19 protein-coding genes and 1 riboswitch are annotated in these 18,451 nt (G+C 37.2%); of the genes, 4 read left to right on the top strand and 15 right to left on the bottom strand.

Annotated elements, in window-relative coordinates; genetic code table 11:
• Positions 1-3 precede the first annotated feature (3 nt).
• Positions 4-837: a lipoate--protein ligase family protein gene (locus ACK3CR_RS21890; RefSeq protein WP_410914301.1), complete on the bottom strand. Its 834-nt coding sequence runs from the start codon at positions 835-837 to the stop codon at positions 4-6.
• A 182-nt stretch (positions 838-1,019) separates the two neighbouring features.
• Here ACK3CR_RS21890 and ACK3CR_RS21895 point away from each other — a divergent pair, with 182 nt between their 5' ends.
• A complete protein-coding gene (locus ACK3CR_RS21895; protein ID WP_061801960.1) occupies positions 1,020-1,409 on the top strand; it encodes a rhodanese-like domain-containing protein in 390 nt (129 codons plus the stop codon).
• 51 nt (positions 1,410-1,460) lie between these two features.
• Here ACK3CR_RS21895 and gcvPB read toward each other — a convergent pair whose 3' ends face one another.
• From gcvPB to gcvT, 3 genes are read right to left on the bottom strand one after another with little or no spacing between them, the layout of a single operon-like run.
• Positions 1,461-2,933, bottom strand: a complete 1,473-nt coding sequence (gene gcvPB / locus ACK3CR_RS21900; protein WP_276517253.1) for an aminomethyl-transferring glycine dehydrogenase subunit GcvPB — start codon at positions 2,931-2,933, stop codon at positions 1,461-1,463.
• Complete coding sequence (gene gcvPA, locus ACK3CR_RS21905) at positions 2,920-4,272, bottom strand: aminomethyl-transferring glycine dehydrogenase subunit GcvPA (protein ID WP_243517726.1); 1,353 nt, start codon at positions 4,270-4,272, stop codon at positions 2,920-2,922. The genes gcvPB and gcvPA overlap by 14 nt, the downstream gene beginning before the upstream one ends.
• Positions 4,269-5,375, bottom strand: a complete 1,107-nt coding sequence (gene gcvT / locus ACK3CR_RS21910; protein WP_488976109.1) for a glycine cleavage system aminomethyltransferase GcvT — start codon at positions 5,373-5,375, stop codon at positions 4,269-4,271. Before gcvT ends, gcvPA begins: the two co-directional genes overlap by 4 nt.
• Before the next feature lie 194 nt (positions 5,376-5,569).
• Positions 5,570-5,659: riboswitch (glycine riboswitch) on the bottom strand.
• 175 nt (positions 5,660-5,834) lie between these two features.
• On the opposite strand from gcvT, the gene ACK3CR_RS21915 reads away from it, so the two are divergent.
• Genes ACK3CR_RS21915 through ACK3CR_RS21925 form a run of 3 tightly spaced genes read left to right on the top strand, consistent with a single transcriptional unit; the run spans position 5,835 to position 8,687 of the window.
• Positions 5,835-7,517, top strand: coding sequence for a DEAD/DEAH box helicase (locus tag ACK3CR_RS21915; RefSeq protein ID WP_243517721.1), 1,683 nt, complete (start codon positions 5,835-5,837; stop codon positions 7,515-7,517).
• Positions 7,504-8,325 (top strand): YqhG family protein, encoded by an 822-nt coding sequence (locus ACK3CR_RS21920; RefSeq protein ID WP_268584585.1) that lies wholly within the window; start codon positions 7,504-7,506, stop codon positions 8,323-8,325. Before ACK3CR_RS21915 ends, ACK3CR_RS21920 begins: the two co-directional genes overlap by 14 nt.
• A gap of 20 nt (positions 8,326-8,345) precedes the next feature.
• Positions 8,346-8,687 carry a DUF3889 domain-containing protein gene (locus ACK3CR_RS21925; RefSeq protein WP_243517715.1) on the top strand — a complete coding sequence of 114 codons (342 nt, stop codon included), beginning with the start codon at positions 8,346-8,348 and terminating at the stop codon, positions 8,685-8,687.
• A gap of 55 nt (positions 8,688-8,742) precedes the next feature.
• Here the strand turns inward: ACK3CR_RS21925 and cydC are convergent, their stop codons facing one another.
• The 11 genes from cydC to comGC all read right to left on the bottom strand — a co-directional run bounded on the left by cydC (position 8,743) and on the right by comGC (position 18,442).
• Entirely contained in the window at positions 8,743-10,485 is a 1,743-nt protein-coding gene (gene cydC / locus ACK3CR_RS21930) for a thiol reductant ABC exporter subunit CydC (protein ID WP_488976110.1), read from the bottom strand.
• Complete coding sequence (gene cydD / locus ACK3CR_RS21935; protein WP_488976111.1) at positions 10,482-12,197, bottom strand: thiol reductant ABC exporter subunit CydD; 1,716 nt, start codon at positions 12,195-12,197, stop codon at positions 10,482-10,484. Before cydD ends, cydC begins: the two co-directional genes overlap by 4 nt.
• Complete coding sequence (cydB, locus tag ACK3CR_RS21940; RefSeq protein WP_480380538.1) at positions 12,197-13,213, bottom strand: cytochrome d ubiquinol oxidase subunit II; 1,017 nt, start codon at positions 13,211-13,213, stop codon at positions 12,197-12,199. Before cydB ends, cydD begins: the two co-directional genes overlap by 1 nt.
• Positions 13,200-14,600 carry a cytochrome ubiquinol oxidase subunit I gene (locus tag ACK3CR_RS21945; RefSeq protein ID WP_488976112.1) on the bottom strand — a complete coding sequence of 467 codons (1,401 nt, stop codon included), beginning with the start codon at positions 14,598-14,600 and terminating at the stop codon, positions 13,200-13,202. Before ACK3CR_RS21945 ends, cydB begins: the two co-directional genes overlap by 14 nt.
• A 400-nt stretch (positions 14,601-15,000) precedes the next feature.
• Positions 15,001-16,005, bottom strand: coding sequence for a GTP 3',8-cyclase MoaA (gene moaA / locus ACK3CR_RS21950; RefSeq protein ID WP_243517698.1), 1,005 nt, complete (start codon positions 16,003-16,005; stop codon positions 15,001-15,003).
• 167 nt (positions 16,006-16,172) lie between these two features.
• Complete coding sequence (locus ACK3CR_RS21955; protein WP_019391505.1) at positions 16,173-16,358, bottom strand: YqzE family protein; 186 nt, start codon at positions 16,356-16,358, stop codon at positions 16,173-16,175.
• Positions 16,359-16,579: 221 nt separating this feature from the next.
• Entirely contained in the window at positions 16,580-16,975 is a 396-nt protein-coding gene (gene comGG, locus ACK3CR_RS21960) for a competence type IV pilus minor pilin ComGG (RefSeq protein WP_488976113.1), read from the bottom strand.
• Positions 16,972-17,400 (bottom strand): competence type IV pilus minor pilin ComGF, encoded by a 429-nt coding sequence (gene comGF, locus ACK3CR_RS21965; protein ID WP_243517692.1) that lies wholly within the window; start codon positions 17,398-17,400, stop codon positions 16,972-16,974. Before comGF ends, comGG begins: the two co-directional genes overlap by 4 nt.
• Positions 17,397-17,711: a type II secretion system protein gene (locus ACK3CR_RS21970; protein WP_243517688.1), complete on the bottom strand. Its 315-nt coding sequence runs from the start codon at positions 17,709-17,711 to the stop codon at positions 17,397-17,399. The genes comGF and ACK3CR_RS21970 overlap by 4 nt, the downstream gene beginning before the upstream one ends.
• Positions 17,701-18,147, bottom strand: a complete 447-nt coding sequence (comGD, locus tag ACK3CR_RS21975) for a competence type IV pilus minor pilin ComGD (protein ID WP_488976114.1) — start codon at positions 18,145-18,147, stop codon at positions 17,701-17,703. Before comGD ends, ACK3CR_RS21970 begins: the two co-directional genes overlap by 11 nt.
• Complete coding sequence (gene comGC, locus ACK3CR_RS21980) at positions 18,137-18,442, bottom strand: competence type IV pilus major pilin ComGC (protein ID WP_243517683.1); 306 nt, start codon at positions 18,440-18,442, stop codon at positions 18,137-18,139. Before comGC ends, comGD begins: the two co-directional genes overlap by 11 nt.
• Positions 18,443-18,451 lie beyond the last annotated feature (9 nt).

Below are 18,451 nucleotides of genomic sequence, written 5' to 3' on the forward strand. Positions count from 1 at the left end.
AGATTATCTACGGTAATTCCATTCATCTTTAGCATATTTATCCAAAGCTAATTTCTTAACGTAGGCTTCTTCTTCTTCTGAAAGGATGTATTCTTCTAATTTGATGTTCAATCCTTTTTCAAAACCTCTTTTAAAAGCCTCATTTGCCTCTTCAATTGAAACAATCCGTCCAGCTACATCATTTACTGCAACTGCTTTATTACGAAAAGATTTTCTCATTCTCTCTTTCACACGTTCACTTGGATAATGGAACATGCTAAAAAGCGCTTCCTCATCAATTGAAAGCAAGATAGAACCATGTTGAAGAATGACCCCTTTTTGACGAGTTTGCGCACTTCCTGCTACTTTACGTCCTTCAACAACAAGTTCGTACCATGAAGGCGCATCAAAACAAACCGAAGATCTTGGATTTTTTAATCCTTCTTTTTCTTCTTCTGTTCGTGGAATTGCAAAGTAAGCGTCTAAACCAAGCGCACGAAATCCTTCTAAAAGACCTTCTGAAATTACTCTGTATGCTTCTGTAACCGTATGTGGCATGCTTTTGTGTTGCTCAGATACAATAACGCTATACGTGAGCTCATCGTCGTGTAGAACGCCTCTACCGCCTGTTGGCCGTCTTACAAATCCAAGTCCACGTTTTCTTACTTCTTCAAAATTCACTTCTTTTTCTGCTTTTTGAAAATAACCGATTGATAAAGTTGCTGGGTCCCATCCATAAAAACGAATAGTTGGTGGAATTTTGCCTTCACTATGCCACTCAAGTAAAGCTTCATCAAGAGCCATATTATAATACGGTGAATGTTTACTCCAATTAATAAAACGCCAAACTTCTGTCATCTTTCTCATCCCTAACTTTTTTCTTTTTTCGACACTTATTTTTTGAACATTCTTATACAGTTTATCAAAACCAATTTGTCGTGCAAAGAATTTAGGTGGTTGCTTTACTTCTTTTAAAGAGAACTTATATAATAGAGATATCTCGTATTTTAGTAGTCACATGAAAGAGAGGATTATGTTTGATGGAAGGCATTTACGTCATTTTAATTTTATTAGGAGCTTTTATCGTATACTCGATCATTATGCTTCTCATGCAACGCCGCATTATGAAATCGCTAACGGAAGCAGAATTTCGCGCTGGGTACCGTAAAGCGCAGCTTATTGATATTCGCGAACAAAAAGACTTTGAAGGTGGACACATTTTAGGAGCTCGTAATATTCCGCTTTCACAGCTAAAAATGCGTATTAAAGAGCTTCGTCCAGATCAGCCTGTCTATCTTTACGATCAAGCTGGCATTCGTACAGGAAAAGCAGCACAAATGATTCGTCGTCATCGTGGAATTAAAGATATCTATCAATTAAAAGGCGGCTTTAAACTTTGGACAGGCAAAGTAAAAACAAAGAAAAGATAATGGTTTACACATAAGAAAAGGATGGAGAATACTCTCCATCCTTTTTGATTGTTAAATTTTCACTTCTTCTTTTTTATAACGTAAAACAGGCTTACGAGCTGCAAGTGTTTCATCAAGACGTCCAATAACCGTTGTGTGCGGAGCTTCTTGTACAAGTTCAGGATTATCTTCTACTTCTTTTGCAATCGTAATCATTACTTCAATGAAATTATCCAATGTTTCTTTTGATTCTGTTTCCGTTGGCTCAATCATCATACCTTCTTCTACATTTAACGGGAAATAAATTGTTGGAGGATGATAACCGAAATCAAGAAGTCGTTTCGCCATATCAAGCGTTCTTACTCCTAAATGCTTCTGTCGCTTTCCAGATAGTACAAATTCATGCTTGCAATGTCGATTAAATGGTAAATCAAAATAAGGAGCAAGCTTACGCATTAAGTAATTTGCGTTGAGAACCGCATACTCTGATACAGCCTTGAGTCCGTCTCCACCCATTGTGCGAATATATGTATAAGCTCGCACATTGATCGAGAAATTCCCATAATACGGCTTAACACGACCAATGGACTTTGGAATGTTATAGTCAAACGTATAACCATTTTCTTTTTTGATTAACACTGGCTTTGGTAAGAAAGGAATAAGCTCTTTTTTCACTCCAACAGGACCAGAACCAGGACCACCTCCACCATGAGGACCTGTAAATGTTTTATGCAGATTCAAATGAACAACATCAAATCCCATATCTCCTGGACGTGCTTTACTTAATACAGCATTTAAATTTGCTCCATCATAATAAAGTTTCCCGCCTGCATCGTGAACAATTTGAGCCATTTCAATAATATTTTCTTCAAACAAACCAAGTGTGTTCGGGTTTGTAAGCATAAGAGCTGCTGTATCCTCTCCAACAACCTGCCGGAGATGATTTAAATCCACAAGACCGTTTTCATCTGACTTTACAGTAATGGTTTCAAAACCAGCTACAGTAGCTGAAGCAGGATTTGTTCCGTGTGCAGAGTCTGGAACAATCACTTTTGTTCGGTTAAAATCTCCTTTTTCTTCATGGAAGGCACGAATAAGCATAAGTCCCGTCCATTCTCCGTGAGCTCCTGCTGCAGGCTGCAACGTGACCTCATCCATTCCGGTAATTTCCTTCAAACTCTCCTGAAGGTCAAATAAAAGAGCAAGAGCTCCTTGAACACTTTCCTCGTCTTGCAATGGATGAATATGTGAAAATCCTGGATAACGTGCTACATCTTCATTTACTTTTGGATTGTATTTCATTGTACAAGAACCAAGTGGATAAAAACCTGAGTCAACTCCATGGTTTCTTTTTGAAAGAGCTGTATAATGTCTTACAATGTCTAGTTCTGATACTTCTGGTAATAACGGTTCTTCCTTTCTTTCATAGTCTCCTCCTAAAATAGAAGAAACGTCTACTTCTTCTACATCAAGTTCTGGCAAGGAATAACCTTTTCTCCCGTGCTTACTCAACTCAAAGATTAGCGGCTGATCATTTTTCATGATGAAATCCCCTCACTTCTTCTACAAATTTATCAATCTCGTCTTTTGAACGGATTTCCGTTACCGCAATAAGCATACACCCTTGTAAGCTTTTGTCATCGCGTCCTAAATCATAACCACCAATAATTCCTTTTTTCAAAAGTGAAGCGTTTAGTTTCTGAATACTACAGTCGAAAGAAACAACAAATTCATTGAAAAAAGCGTTAGAAAACCAAACATCAAACCCTGCTTCTTCAAAAGCTTTTTTCGCATAGTGCGCTTTGCTCATATTTTGCTTTGCCATCTCTTTTACACCACTTTTGCCGAGGGATGTCATAGCTACTGAAGCTGCTAGAGCGTTTAATGCTTGATTCGAACAAATATTTGACGTTGCTTTATCACGACGTATATGCTGTTCTCTTGCCTGAAGCGTCAGCACAAATCCTCGATTTCCATCATTGTCTTTTGTTTGACCAACAAGTCTTCCAGGAATTTTTCGCATTAATTTTTTAGATGTCGCAAAATAACCGCAGTGAGGCCCTCCAAACTGCATTGGAATTCCAAAAGGTTGAGCGTCTCCTACAACAATATCTGCTCCAAATTCTCCCGGAGGAGCAAGTACGCCAAGTGAGAGTGGATTGCTCGACACAACAAAAAGAGCATTTTGCTTATGAGCAATTTTTTCAATTTCTTTTAAAGGTTCAACTTGACCGAAAAAGTTTGGGTATTGAAGAATAACGCTTCCCACATTTTCATCCATCTCTTCTTCTAACACTCGTAAATTTGTTAATCCATCCTTATGAGGAATTTCAACAACAGTAAGGTTTTGGCCTTTTGCATATGTTTTTAATACCTCTCTTGATTCTGGATGAACAGCTGACGAAACAAGTATTTTTCGTTTTTTAGTATGACCAGCACTTACCATCGCCGCTTCCGCAAGTGCTGTACCTCCGTCATACATTGAAGAGTTGGCAACATCCATCCCTGTTAATTCACAAATCATCGTTTGAAATTCAAAAATAGCTTGAAGTTCTCCTTGCGAAATCTCAGGCTGATATGGCGTATAGGCAGTATAAAACTCCGAGCGTGAAATAATATGGTCTACAATAGAGGGAATGTAGTGATCATAAACACCTGCGCCTAAAAAAGAAGCATATTGCTTTGTTGAAGCATTTTGTGCTGATAAAGCATAAAGCTCTCGTGTTAAGCAAGCTTCAGATGCTCTCTTTTTTAATTTGTATTCTCTTTTAAAACGAACGCTTTCTGGAATATCTTCAAAAAGCTCATCAACGGTAGAAACACCAATTGCTGCTAACATTTCTCTACGATCTTCTTCTGTCATTGGCAAGTAATGATGGGTCATAGCGTTTTTGCTCCTTTTTTCCGCTTATAAAACGGTGTTTTAATAATGGATGCTTTCACAAACTTATTACGAATTTCAACAAACACTTCACTTGCAAGAGAGGTATATTCTTCATTGATAAGAGCCAACCCAATATTTTTTTTAAGAGTTGGAGATTGCGTTCCTGTTGTTACCTTTCCAACTTCTTTTCCATCTACAAAAACCCGGTAGCCATGACGAGGGATGCCACGTTCAATCATTTCAAGACCAACAAGTTTTCGCTTTACTCCTGTTTCTTTTTGTTTTACTAGGGCTTCTTTTCCGATAAATGAAGATTTATTTAATTTAACGGCAAAACCAATTCCTGCTTCATATGGTGTGATGTCGTGTGAAAGTTCTTGCCCATAAAGGGGAAGAGCTGCTTCAAAGCGAAGGGTATCCCTTGCTCCTAATCCGCATGGTAATAGTCCTTCATCCCTTCCTGCTCTTAGAATTGTTTCCCATAAGAAAGACGCATGTTCCTTTTGACAATAAATTTCAAATCCATCTTCTCCTGTATAACCAGTTCTTGAAATCAGCACCTCAACCCCATTTACCGAGACACTATTTCGAAAATTAAAAAAACTTACTTCAGAAAGATCAAGAGAAGTTAGTTTACTTAATACCTCTTCTGATGAAGGACCTTGTAGAGCGATGAGAGCTATTTCTTCTGATACATTTGTTAACGTAACATCAGGTGTAAGATGGGCTTTCATCCAGTCAAAATCCTTCTCAATATTTGAAGCATTCACAACAACAAAATAAGAGTTAAGAGAAAGCTGATAAACAAGCAAATCATCAACAGTTCCTCCATCCTCATAGCACATTGCCGTATACTGAGCTTTTCCTGGAGAAAGGGCAGAAACATCATTTGTCATTAACTTTTGTAGATAATCAAAGCTCCCCTTTCCTTCTACTTTAAACTCTCCCATATGTGAAACATCAAAAAGCCCACATTTAGTACGTACAGCTATATGTTCTTCTTTTATGGATGAAAATTGAACAGGCATACTCCATCCGCCAAAATCAATCATTTTAGCACCAAGCTTACTGTGTATATCATAAAGCGGCGTTTTCTTCATCATTCTCATCTCCTATAAAATTGACATCTCTATTTTCAATAGAATTCTGTCTTCTATGTTAATAGAAAACGGTATTAAAAAAAGGACAGAGTACTCCCTTTTAAGAAGTACTCTGTCCTTTGACCTGAAAGTTTCCCTTTCCTCACCCGAAAAGGTTGCCTCGTTGGTGGCTTGATTTTAAGCTCTCTCCAGAGTTGCGTCAAACAAAGGTCTTTTTGCCTGAGAGATTCGCTCATTCGCTTGCTCCTTCGGCGCTACAACATAATAGTCTCTCCCTTTGTTTTCATTCGCATCTATATTTTGTTACAGTTTCGGACATACTACATAAAAAAAGAAAAATGAACTCGTTACAAAATGTTCATGCACTGAAAAATACTTATTAAACAATTCTTGAATACAAATTTATCCTACCATTAAACTTTATGAAAATTCAATAAAAATTTGCAGAAGAGGTGCAAAAATATGAATGTTCCGATTTCATTTGATCATGAATGGCAAGATTCGTTTTTAAAATCATTCGAAGAAGACGGCCCTTGGGCAAATTACGACATTTATCAGCTTGCCTATAAAGTTGCCCAAAGAACAGCGGTTCCTTCTTTTCACGACCTTCAAGCTCCGAGCTATTTGGCCGACTTAACTCCTCTCCCACATCAACTTGAAGTTGCTAAAAAAGTAGTAACAGAGATGAACGGGAAAGCTATATTAGCTGATGAAGTTGGACTTGGTAAGACAATTGAAGCAGGACTTATTTTAAAAGAATATATGATTCGAGGTCTTGTAAAAAAAGTACTCATTCTCGTCCCTGCTTCCCTTGTATCTCAGTGGACGATAGAGCTTAATCAAAAGTTCCATATTCCAGCAGTTGCACAGCGCAAATCTTATGTGTGGGAGCAATGCGATGTTGTTGTTTCTTCTATTGATACAGCAAAACGCATGCCGCACAGAGACATTATTTTAGAACAAAATTATGATTTTATTATTATTGATGAAGCTCACAAATTAAAAAATCATAAAACTAAAAACTATCAATTTGTACAAGAGCTAAAAAAGAAGTTTTGTCTTCTTTTAACAGCTACACCTGTGCAAAATAAAATTGAAGAAATCTTTAATCTTGTTTCTCTTTTAAAGCCTGGTCATCTCGGAAATCAAGCATATTTTGAAGAGTTGTTTTCAGCGAAAAACCGCAAGCTAGAAAACGATGAACATTTACGCGAACTTATTAATAAAGTTATGATTCGCAACAGAAGACAAGATACTGGAATCGAATGGACAAGTCGGAAAGTCGAAACCATTCCGATTCAGTTTTCTAAGGAGGAACGTTCGCTATATGACGCTATTGGGTCGTTTAAAGAACACGATAGCCCATCAAGTGCTTTTGCTCTTTTAACACTGCAACGCGAAGCATGCAGCAGCAAAGAAGCTGTATATATGACACTTAAAGGAATGCTTGATAAAGAAAGTGAAGAGTATACCCCTCCATACACTTTAATTGAGACGCTCATGGACAGGATTGGAAACATCGGAAAAACTGGGCGAAATTCAAAAGCAGAAAAAATGGTAGAACTCATTAAGAAAATTGATGACAAAGTTATTGTTTTCACTGAATACAGAGCAACACAAATGTATTTGCAGTGGCTCTTACAGCAGCATGGCATTTCTTCTGTTCCCTTCCGCGGGGGCTTTAAACGCGGAAAAAAAGATTGGATGAAACAGCTTTTCCAAAACAATGTTCAAGTTCTTATTGCTACAGAAGCAGGTGGAGAAGGAATCAACTTGCAATTCTGTCATCATATTATTAACTATGATCTTCCGTGGAATCCAATGCGCCTTGAACAGCGAATCGGAAGGATTCACCGCCTTGGGCAGGAAAAAGATGTCCATATTTATAATTTTGCAACGTCTGGAACAATTGAAGAGCATATCCTGAAGCTTTTATATGAAAAAATCCGCTTGTTTGAACGCGTAATTGGCAATTTAGACGATATTCTGACACAGCTTGAAATGAAAGACTTTGAAGAATATGTGAACGATGTTTTCCTTCATTCTCGTTCTGAGGGAGAAATGAAACTTAAAATGGAACATTTGTCTTCTATTATTGATGATATGAACGATGGAGAGGAGAATGCAGCAAATGCAGCAACATGACATCCACCAGTTCTTGAAAGGATATTTTCAATCAACAGAGTGCTCGATTCTTGAAGAAGGAAACGGTTATCTAACCGTTCAACTTACAATTGATCAAGACAAAGAGCTTATGAATCGCCCTTTTTACTGGCACTACTTAGAAAAAGTTGGCGGGGAGCCAAATCCCGCTTCTTTAACATTTATTACAAATGAACAGCGTGCACCACAAGACATTAAAGGAGAGAAAGTTCATTTCGGTTCTCCCCGCCTTCATCAAATTTTCCAAGCAACAAGAAGGTTTGGCTCAGCAATCAGGCTTTATGAAGCTAATGTAGCACGTTCAACTCATAATACTGCTTTGCATCCTTGGCTTAATATGAACGTTATGGTGTCGTATCAGTGTGATCATAAAAGAGATTATCTTTTATCTCTTGGAATCCACTTAATTACAGGAAATATTATTGAAGATTTTCATGAACTTTTAAAAGGACAAGCACTAACGCCTAAAATTCCGGATTTTACGTTTACCCTTTCTCCTATTATTAAACCAAAAAGCGGATTCAATCGCCTTCATCAATATATTGAAAAACATATATATGAGGATGACCACAGCTGGGCGGAAGAAGCAAAAGAAAGATGGAAACAGGATCTTGATCTTCTTAATCATTTCTACGAAGACATTGAGGAAAAGCCATCAACGTATGATATTGAAAAGAAGGCGCTTCAAGACCAATATGAACCAAGAATCTCTGTCAACGTCGTTAACGGAGGAATCTTTTATTTACAGGAAGGAACAGTTCGTACCCTTTTACAACGAAAAATGGCTTGAAAACAACAAGGAGGATTTTGATGAAACTTTTTATTAAAACAATTGTTGCATTTTTTTCACTAAGCCTTATTACCGTGCCGTTTTTGTACGGTCATGCCGAAACATCTTCACATATAACTCAATCAGCTGATCACGCAAAATGGGGCCGCCTCGCTGTTAAACAGACACAAATGAGGTATCCTGTTGCTCAAATTAAAGATTATGCATATCTTGGCAGAGGAAAGGAAAAAAATCTTGAAACACAGCGCTTTAAACTTTGGCTTCAGCAAGGAGAGAAAAAGTTTACTGTGTTCATTACAATCAAAGTTGATCCGAAAAACAACACGATGAAGAAAATTCAGTTTGTAGAAAGTTTAAATTAAAAAGAGGAGCGAATTTGCTCCTCTTTTTAATTAACCAATAAGAAAAGAATCGGCTTTAGACAAACTGTATTGGTTTATCCAATTCATATAGCTTCTGATAGTAAGAAGATGTTTTTAATAATTCATCATGCGTACCTCTCATTTTCACACGTCCATCTTCTAAAAAGATAATTTCGTCCATTCTCTCAATTCCTGTGAGATGATGTGTTACCCATAAAAGTGTTTTGCCTTCTAACGTTTCAAAGATGGTATCTAACAACGCTCTTTCTGTAATAGGGTCAAGACCAACTGTTGGTTCATCAAGCATGACAATAGGCGTTTTTTGAAGAAGAACCCGAGCAAGAGCAATTCGCTGACGTTCACCGCCTGAAAAGCGCTGTCCTGTCTCTTCCATTGAGGTTTGATATCCGTCCTGAAGAGAGGAAACAAGATTTTCTAATCTAACTTTTTTCACTACTTCTTTAACTTCTTCTTCTGTTGCATTCTCGTTTGCAAGTAGCAAATTATTCGCTACATTTGTGTTAAACAAATATGGATTTTGATTTAAAACTGAAATAAGAGAAGATGTTCCGTCTTTAATAGACGAAGCATTGTATTCATTTAACGTCACAGCTCCCCCTGTTGGAATAAGCAGTCCTTGAATTGCTTGTAAAAGCGTAGATTTACCTGCTCCACTTCTTCCGATAATAGCAATTTTCTTACCTTGAGGAATGTGCAAATTAATATCTTTTAGCACATCCCCTTCTTGTTCTTCATATTGAAAGGATAGATTTTTCAAGTCAATTGTAATATTCTCTTTTGAACGGTTATACACAACTTGCTCTAAGCTATTTTCCCTTGAAGACTCTAGCTTATTTTCCAAGTTTGTAATACGTGTTAGCGATTCTTCATAGCGTGGATATTTCTCAACCGCATTTGAAACAGGAATAACAGCTTCTGATAACGGAATAACAACAAGCACAAAAGCAGCAATATAGACGTTTGCAAGTTCACCATGTGAGAACAAGTTTGATGAGAATATCATCATTGTTACAATCATAGCTGCTACAACAACTTGAGCGATAAACTCCCGGTAGTATTGCCATCTTTTTGTTTTTCGATCAGCCTCATCCACTTTACGACCAATGCGTAGGACTCGCTCTAAAAAAGTGCCTTTCTGACCGCTCATAAGCCAGTCACTAATACCAAGCAAACCGTCTGTTGCATATTGATACATACGATCTTTTTCGTGCTTATATGTTCTATTCACTGCTCTCATATGCACAAGAGAGAAAATAGGCATCACGATAATAAGCATAAAAAAATACAAAGCCATTAAAAGAGCAAAAGGAAGACTAAAATAGCCAAGAGCAATAATGCTAATGATATATAGTAAGAGCGCTGAAGCTGTAGGCAAGACTGTCCGTAAATAAAGATTTTGAAGCCCCTCAATATCTTCAGCAAGCACGCCTAGTATTTCTCCTGTTTTCAGCTGTTTGTTTCCTGCAATACGTGGCTCAACAAGATGATAGAGACGAGTTCTCATCTTAGCAAGTACACGTAAAATAAAATCATGACTTACTAGACGCTCCGAATAGCGAAAAACGGCGCGCCCCAATCCAAACGTACGAACAAGTACAATCGGTACATAAACAAGCAAAATGTTTTCAGGACGAAGTGAGGATTTACTGATTAAAAACCCAGATGTGAACATAAGGGCTGCTGCTGATCCAATTGACAGCATGCTAAGCAGCATAATCGCAATCATTCGGTATTTATACTTTTGAACATATGGCATAATCCAGCTGCTCTTCTTCACAATGCATCCCCCATTTGTGCCTTTAGTAATCGTTTGTAAGCTCCATTTTTTTCTATAAGCTCTTCGTGTGTGCCAACTTCAACAATTTTGCCGTCTTCCATCACTAAAATAACATCCATTTCTTTCATCCAGTGCAAACGATGTGAAGCAAAGAACATGAGCTTATCTTGTGAAAGGTGTAGTAATACTTCTTTTAAATCATACTCAGTTTCAACATCAAGCTGTGCTGTTGGTTCATCAAATAATAGGACAGAACGCTCGCTCAAGAAAGCTCTTGCTAATGCAATCCGCTGTGCTTGACCACCGCTTAGCGTGCGCCCTCCATCACCGATGATTTCATTTTCACGATATGGCAGACGCGCTACCATACTTCCTAATCCAGCTTGGCGGATGGCTAATCTTACTCTTTCATCACTCGCATCAGGCTGATAAAACCGAATATTTTCTTTAATAGAACCTGTAAAAATAAACGGGTGTTGAGGAATATAAACGGTTTGTTCTTGCCATGCTTCTGAAGTAAGCTGAGCGTCTTCTCCATCAATGCGAACAGCTCCTTCATTAATAGATAGAAAACCGCTTAACGCGTCAATTAGCGTAGACTTTCCAGCCCCGCTCATCCCCATAATACCTACCTTCTGATTTCCCTTTACCTGAAAAGAAAGGTTATGCAGCGTATTTTCTTCTTTTCCTTCATGGTAAATATTGACATCTTGAAAAGTAATTGTGCTTTCCTTTGTAAAACGAGGTGCTGTTCCTGAAACGGTTACTTCCTCGCCTTTCTTAATCACAGCTAGTATTTCTTCTCCCGCTTCTTTTCCATCTAATGTTGCATGATAGTCATTCCCAACTTCTCGAATAGGAAGAAAGTATTCTGGTGAAAGTAGCAGCACAAGAAGAGCCGGCTCTAATGTAAGCGTACCTTCGATAAGACGCAAACCTAACATAACCGCCACAATAGCAATGGATAGCTGTGTAAATAAATCAAGGGCAAACGTTGATAAAAAGGCAATACGAAGCGTACCCATTGTTGATTTTCGATACTGATCACTAACTTTTTCAATTGTTTCACCATGTTCTTTACTTCTACCTAAAAACTTTAGAGTACGAAGACCGCGCAATGAATCCACAAAATGATTTGAAAGTAAACGATATGATGCCCACTGTGCGTCAATTTTCTTTTGTGCGGCAAGTCCAAGTAAAATCATAAAGACAATTAAAATAGGCATTGTAATCAATAAAATAAGAGCAGAAAGATGGTCATAAAACCAAATATAAATAAGCACAAGCCATGGCGTAATCCCGATAGCAACAAGCTTCGGAATAAAAAGTTCAAGATAATCACGTAATTTTCCTAATCCTTCAATTAAAAATGTTACAAGATGTCCCGTACCTTCTCTTTTTGTATAGCGTGGTCCAAGCTTAAAAATACTTTGAAGGAGCGCTGAGCGTAATTCGGTAACAGTCGCTTCCCCAAACTTATAAAGTATTTTTTTAATTAACAATGAACATAGATGTCTAGCAAGAAAGGCTACTATAAAGTAGCCTATTGTTTCTATTTGTGATGTTAAGCTTTTTCCATTAAAAAGTGAGGTAATGGCTTCTGCTAGCCATTTTGCTTGAAAAATAATGGCTATAGTTTGAAGAAGCACCCCGAGAGATACGAGAGCTAATACTCTTTTGATGCCTTTATAGGCCATTAAGTTTCTTCCCATCAGTATTCCATATGCTCCTTATGGTTAATACGTTTACGGAAAACGTAGTAACTCCAAATTTGATATCCTAAAACGAACGGTAACAATGTGAGGCCAAGATATGTGATTACTTTTAATGAATAAGCTCCAGATGATGCATTATGAATTGTTAAGTTGTAAGCTTCATTAATTGAACTAATCATTACCCGTGGAAATAATCCAATAAACAGCGATCCTGTTACTAACATAATGACAAGACCTGACGAAAAGAATGCCCATCCGTCTCGCCCTCTTGTTAGAAAGTAGCCAAGAAATAAGTAAACAACGATTCCTGCTAGAAATAAGTACTCCAATAAGTTTCCATGCACTGTGAACAAATCTGTTTTAAAGAAAGTAGCCACCCCAACTGCAACTAATAAGACAGCATTAATAGGAAGTAGTTTCTTAGCAACTTGGCGACAGCGATCTCTTAAATCATACATAAGACGGATTGTTCCAAATGTAAGGCCGTGCATAAAACAAAGCATTGTTAATGTTATCCCACCAAGTAGCGTATACCAGTTGATAATGTCTGAGAAAGATGCTCTCATCTGCATATCCCCATCAATTGGTACTCCTTGAATAACAGCTGTGAACAATGTGCCAAAAGCAAGTGGAGGAATAATGCTTCCAAAAAGAATTACCCAGTCCCATGTTGTTCTCCAAACAGGACTTTCTGCTTTTCCTCTAAATTCAAACGCAACGCCCCGACCAATTAAAGCAAGTAAGATAATCACGAAAACAAGGTAAAAGCCACTTAACATTGAAGCATACCAGTTTGGGAATGCCGCGAACATCGCGCCAATCCCTGTGATAAGCCAAACTTCATTAGCATCCCACACAGGACCAATTGAATTGATAAAAGCGCGCCGCTCTGCATCTGTTCTCGCTACAAATTTTGTTGACATTCCAACTCCAAAGTCGAATCCTTCTAAGAAGAAGAATCCAACAAACATAAAGGCCACAAGAATAAACCAAAATTCATTAAGAGATAGCATGTTGACCCTCCTTCATAAACGGATCATGATTTTCTTCTATCATCTCTTCCTCATGATGTGGTCCCTTCTTAATCTCCCGCACAAATAAAGTGACCATAACTGCAAATAAAACAATGTAGAATGTTGAGAAAGCAATAAGTGAGAACAGTACTTGACCCGCTGTTACGTTAGCTGAAACAGCATCCTCTGTTTGCATATATCCAAAAACAACCCATGGTTGACGTCCAATTTCGGTCATAATCCAACCTGCTGAGTTCCCTATAAAAGGAAATGAAATAGCTATAATCATCAAGCGAAGATACCATTTGCTTTGAACTAACTTCTTACGAGCGTAGAGATACGCCCCTAAAATAGCTAATCCAACGATTGCTCCTCCTAAAACAGCCATAACGCGAAAACTCCAAAATACGGTTTTAACCGGTGGTATGTAGTTTCCTTCTCCGTACATTTTCGTATAGCGTTCTTGCAATTCATTCATACCTGTTACAGAACCTGAAAACTTACCATAAGATAAGTAACTTAATAGGTAAGGAATTTCAACCTCTGACGTATTTTCTTTGTTCGCTGTATCAATATTTGCAATAGCCGTCCATGCTCCTGGGTCTTCACTGTTTTCCCACAGCCCTTCTGCTGCTGCCATCTTCATTGGTTGTGTTTCAACTAGATATTGAGCTTGTTCGTGCCCTGAAAGTGCTAGCCCAATTCCTGATGCTACTCCAACAGCAATCGCTACTTTAAAAGATCTTTGATAAAAATCAACGTGCTTCTTTTTCAAAAAGGCGATTGCACTAATACCTGTAATAAATAGTGCTCCTGTTGCAAATGAACCAAATAACGTATGAGGGAACTCAACCCAAAGCTGTCCATTTGTCAAAATCGCTGCAAAGTCATGCATTTCAAGGCGTCCTCGTTGAAGTACTTCTCCGACTGGATGCTGCATGAAAGAGTTTGCTGATAAAATAAAAAATGCTGAGAACATCGTTCCTAATGAAACGAGCCAAATACAAAGGGCATGAAGCCATTTCGGCAAACGATCCCAACCAAAAATCCATAGTCCTAAAAATGTTGATTCCATGAAAAAGGCAAGTAATGCCTCAATTGCGAGCGGTGCCCCGAATACATCTCCAACAAAGCGAGAGTATTCAGACCAGTTCATTCCAAACTGAAATTCTTGCAAAATACCTGTTACAACACCGACAGCAAAGTTAATTAAAAACAGGTGCCCCCAGAACTTTGCCATCTTTTTATATGCTTCATCTTTCTTCACTACATAGATTGTTTCCATAATTGCAATGATGAAAGCTAATCCAATTGATAGTGGTACAAATAGAAAGTGAAATAGTGTTGTGGAAGCAAACTGAATGCGTGATAATTCAACTACATCCATAAGGTCCCCCTCTTTCTCTCTAAATTTATCTTTGTGAAATATTGAGCAATCTGATCCATGTCTCTAGTATACTCCCTCATATATATATTTGTTTGTGAAACATTGAACATTCTATGACATAATTGAGACAAATTTGTTAACATGTTGGTTATATGGGAAAAAAGAACGTCATTGGAATACTTTTATTGGATAAAAAAGCAATATTTTTCCTTATTATTTCTTTTTTTAATTCTTTGTTAGTGATAATAGATAAAAAGTGCTGTTCAAAAAGAAAGTTATTAACATGACCTCTACGGAACAGTGAGATATCTTTTGCTATGAATTTAATCTTTCCTATACAAAATACTTCTCTATAGATTCTCTCACTTCAAAAAAAATAGTGCATTAAATATGCACTATTTTATCCACCAATATAAGACATCTCAATTGGCTCTCGCTTATCTTTTAAGTTTGCTCGATCTTCTGAATACCGATCATTACGCTTCTCCCATACAGAAGAAATATATCCCAAAAGCTCTTCATCCGACTTTCCACTTCTTAATTTCTCTCTTAAATCTGTTCCTTTTGAAGCAAACAAACAAGTATAAAGCTGCCCGCTTGCAGATACTCTTGCTCTTGTACAGGAACCACAAAACGTGTCTGAAACAGAGCTAATAAAACCAACTTCTCCTGTTTTATCGCTATACTTATAGCGCTTTGCAACTTCCCCAAAATAGGCTTCTTTTACAGGAGTCAGCGAAAATTCACTCTGAAGTTCTGTTAAAATATCCTTTTTCGTCATTACATCGCTCATATCCCATCCATTTGTTGAACCAACATCCATATATTCAATGAATCGAAGTGTTACTCCTAATCTCTTAAAATAGCGAGCCATAGGTAGGATTTGATTGTCATTTATACCTTTTTGGACAACCATATTAATTTTCACATAGAGACCTGCTTCTCTAGCAGCATTAATTCCTTTTAAAACAGGAGAAATTCCAACACCTTTTCCATTCATATAGCGAAATACATCGTCTTCAATGGCATCCAAACTAATGTTAACACGCTGTACACCTGCTCTTCGCAAGTCTTGAGCAAGCTTTGGAAGAAACACGCCGTTCGTTGTTACAGCAATATCCTCAATCCTTGTTTTTTCCCCAATTCTTTCTATTAAAAAAGGTAATCCTTTTCTAAGTAATGGCTCTCCACCTGTAATGCGTATTTTCTCCACTCCTAACCGAGAAAACAACACGCTTAAGCGTACGAGCTCATCATCTGTAAGAAGTTCTTCGTTCTGTAAAAACGTATAATTCTCATTAAAAATATGGGCTGGCATACAATAGTGACAGCGAAAATTACATTGATCAATAACAGAAAGGCGCAAATCTCTCAGCGGTCGTTTAAATTGATCTTGTACAGCCATAATCCGTAATCCCCCTTACATATACATCCGTTCATGTGTGACTCTCTCTATATATAAATTGATAGAATATTCTTACTCATCATACGTTAAAGTAGTTTTTACTTTAACACACTTAAAAAGGATTGTATATAAAAGCATCCTACAGAGGGCGCAGGATGCTTATTAGGCTATTTATTTTTTTGACGACGCTTCATCATAATTAGCGCATACGGTAAAACACCAAACCAGCGAACTGCAAATGGTTGGCGTTCTTGCTTTTTTTGCTGACGCTGTTTTTTCCGATCGTCTTTTGGTTTATCCATGTATTGAACAATTTCTTGTGTCATAAACTTAACATAATCATTCACTGACACGTTGTCCACCTTCTTTCAATACGTAGCATGCCCTTTTTTAATGGATTTTAATCATGGAAAAAAGGGATGGAGAATAGAAAATGGAGTAAACTATAATATGCACGATTAGTTTTAGCGAAGAAACGCTAATTTTACGCTATTGCTTATCTCTTGTACTTCATCATCTCTTAAGTTTTATTAACGATAAAACTAACTTCATTTTTGATTTCCATAGCCAAGCTTTAAAAAGAAAGGGATGACCCTTCTTGATATTGGATTATTTTATGAGAGTCTACATCCATAACAACCGATACTGTTGCATTTCCGCTATTTTCCCCTTTACACACAAGCTCTACTTTTGCTTCCGTTGCACTTAAGGGAATAATCGCAATTTCGACCCTTCCATTTTTGGTTTCGATCCATGATGTCTCTTCCTTTCTTAATGAATCATTAACATACTTTTTCGCTTCAAATAGACCATGATTAATCAGATATTGAAGCTGATACCTTCCTTTCGTTTCATAAAAACTTCGCGATTCTACAATGTAAAGCGCACTATAATGAGTAAGAAGAAACAGGACAAGAAAAGATAGAAGAAGAGTGATTGGCAACACAAATCCCCTTTCATTTTTCCTCATAGCTGTTCTCCATATAAGGGAATAACAGCTTCGTAAACTTTTCCTTTTAATGACTCAACTGCAATTGTAATGGTTTTGGGAGAATGCACTGAAAAAGAAAGGGACTGGATATTGCGAAGCGCAATCTCATGACCTAATCCATTTACTCTTCGTCTAACGAGATGACCATACTTTTCATATTGCACAACAATATTTTGATCTGAAGGCGATAACTGTAACAATGATTTATAGATGGAAACATCTTCTGCTTCACGAAGTTCAATGGATGTTTGAGCAATAAATGTATCCCACTCTGCTTGTGTAAAAGTATCATAAGAACTTTCCGTTTCAATAACTGATAAGAGAAGTGGAAAAGATGCTAAAAGAATAAGTGAGATGGCAAAGCAAAAGATGGTTTCAAGCAGTGTAAATCCATTTCTTTTCACGGAAACAGCACCTCACAAATCTTTTTTTCTTTCCCATGAAATGTGTACCAAGAAACACATCCTCTCTTACCACCTTGAACATTTTGAAAAGTAAACATGAAGTTTGTTGTAGATGAAGAGTGATGATGAGAATTATATGTTTGATATAGAAGCTCATTATATAATGCGGTTCTCGCCATATATTCACGGTCTAAATTTGCACGCTGTTGTTTTAAATGAATATAAAACGGAAGAATAGAAAGTGTGAGAAGAAGAAAAATTGAAAAAGCGATAACGGCTTCGACCATAACAAAGCCTTTTTCATACTTCATTAATATACATCCTGCCTCTCCCAAGTAGAAATACCACTGCATATACTTTCTTTTGAAAAGTAACATGCAGGGTACCAGGTCTACTAATATTTCCAGTTGTAGCAAATGTAATTGGTGGCCTCAGTGTTTTGAAAGAAATGTTAACGTCTTCATGATAAAAAGTTTGAGAAATGACTTTGCCTTGAGCGGTTATTTGATATTTGTGATCTTCAGGGGAAAATTTAATGGCTGTTGGGGTTTGACGATGAATAGAAAGCTGTTGTGCATAGAGAACGTCTTTTTGAAATCTATCAAAAAAAGCTTGCTCATTATAAGTTTTGATAAGATTATGAAACGAAAAAACAAAAATGACAATCACAATGTGAAGCATTAATAACACAATAACTGTTTCAAGGAGCGTGAATCCACTTTCAATCTTTTTGTTCTTATCCTCCACTAACTTCACTTGCTTTTCCGTCAGCATTTATTGTAATTTCTGTTCCGTTAGGACATTTGGCTTCCTTCAAATATCCTCCTTCAATAAGTTCATTCATCGTTGGTTTCTTTCCTTTTTCAATTTCATACACTTGGACTTGCGCTTCAACAGTATTAAGAAAAGCCTCACACCCTTTATTTCGAATTGCTTTATTATGGCTAACAATATTCGGAATCATAATAAGAAGTAAAACCGTAATAACTAGCATCACAATAAGCATTTCAATTAAGGTAAATCCTTTTTCATTTCTTATCATGTACTTTTA

The organism is Priestia sp. TRM10 (assembly GCF_057808375.1).

Coding starts and splice junctions, on each gene's coding strand:
- ACK3CR_RS21890 (WP_410914301.1), bottom strand. CDS start 837: ATGACAGAAGTTTGGCGTTTTATTAATTGGAGTAAACATTCACCGTAT.
- ACK3CR_RS21920 (WP_268584585.1), top strand. CDS start 7,504: ATGCAGCAACATGACATCCACCAGTTCTTGAAAGGATATTTTCAATCA.
- ACK3CR_RS21915 (WP_243517721.1), top strand. CDS start 5,835: ATGAATGTTCCGATTTCATTTGATCATGAATGGCAAGATTCGTTTTTA.
- comGG (WP_488976113.1), bottom strand. CDS start 16,975: ATGAGGAAAAATGAAAGGGGATTTGTGTTGCCAATCACTCTTCTTCTA.
- comGC (WP_243517683.1), bottom strand. CDS start 18,442: ATGATAAGAAATGAAAAAGGATTTACCTTAATTGAAATGCTTATTGTG.
- gcvT (WP_488976109.1), bottom strand. CDS start 5,375: ATGATGAAGAAAACGCCGCTTTATGATATACACAGTAAGCTTGGTGCT.
- cydD (WP_488976111.1), bottom strand. CDS start 12,197: ATGGGAAGAAACTTAATGGCCTATAAAGGCATCAAAAGAGTATTAGCT.
- cydB (WP_480380538.1), bottom strand. CDS start 13,213: ATGCTATCTCTTAATGAATTTTGGTTTATTCTTGTGGCCTTTATGTTT.
- ACK3CR_RS21925 (WP_243517715.1), top strand. CDS start 8,346: ATGAAACTTTTTATTAAAACAATTGTTGCATTTTTTTCACTAAGCCTT.
- moaA (WP_243517698.1), bottom strand. CDS start 16,005: ATGGCTGTACAAGATCAATTTAAACGACCGCTGAGAGATTTGCGCCTT.
- ACK3CR_RS21945 (WP_488976112.1), bottom strand. CDS start 14,600: ATGGATGTAGTTGAATTATCACGCATTCAGTTTGCTTCCACAACACTA.
- gcvPA (WP_243517726.1), bottom strand. CDS start 4,272: ATGACCCATCATTACTTGCCAATGACAGAAGAAGATCGTAGAGAAATG.
- ACK3CR_RS21895 (WP_061801960.1), top strand. CDS start 1,020: ATGGAAGGCATTTACGTCATTTTAATTTTATTAGGAGCTTTTATCGTA.
- ACK3CR_RS21970 (WP_243517688.1), bottom strand. CDS start 17,711: ATGAAGTATGAAAAAGGCTTTGTTATGGTCGAAGCCGTTATCGCTTTT.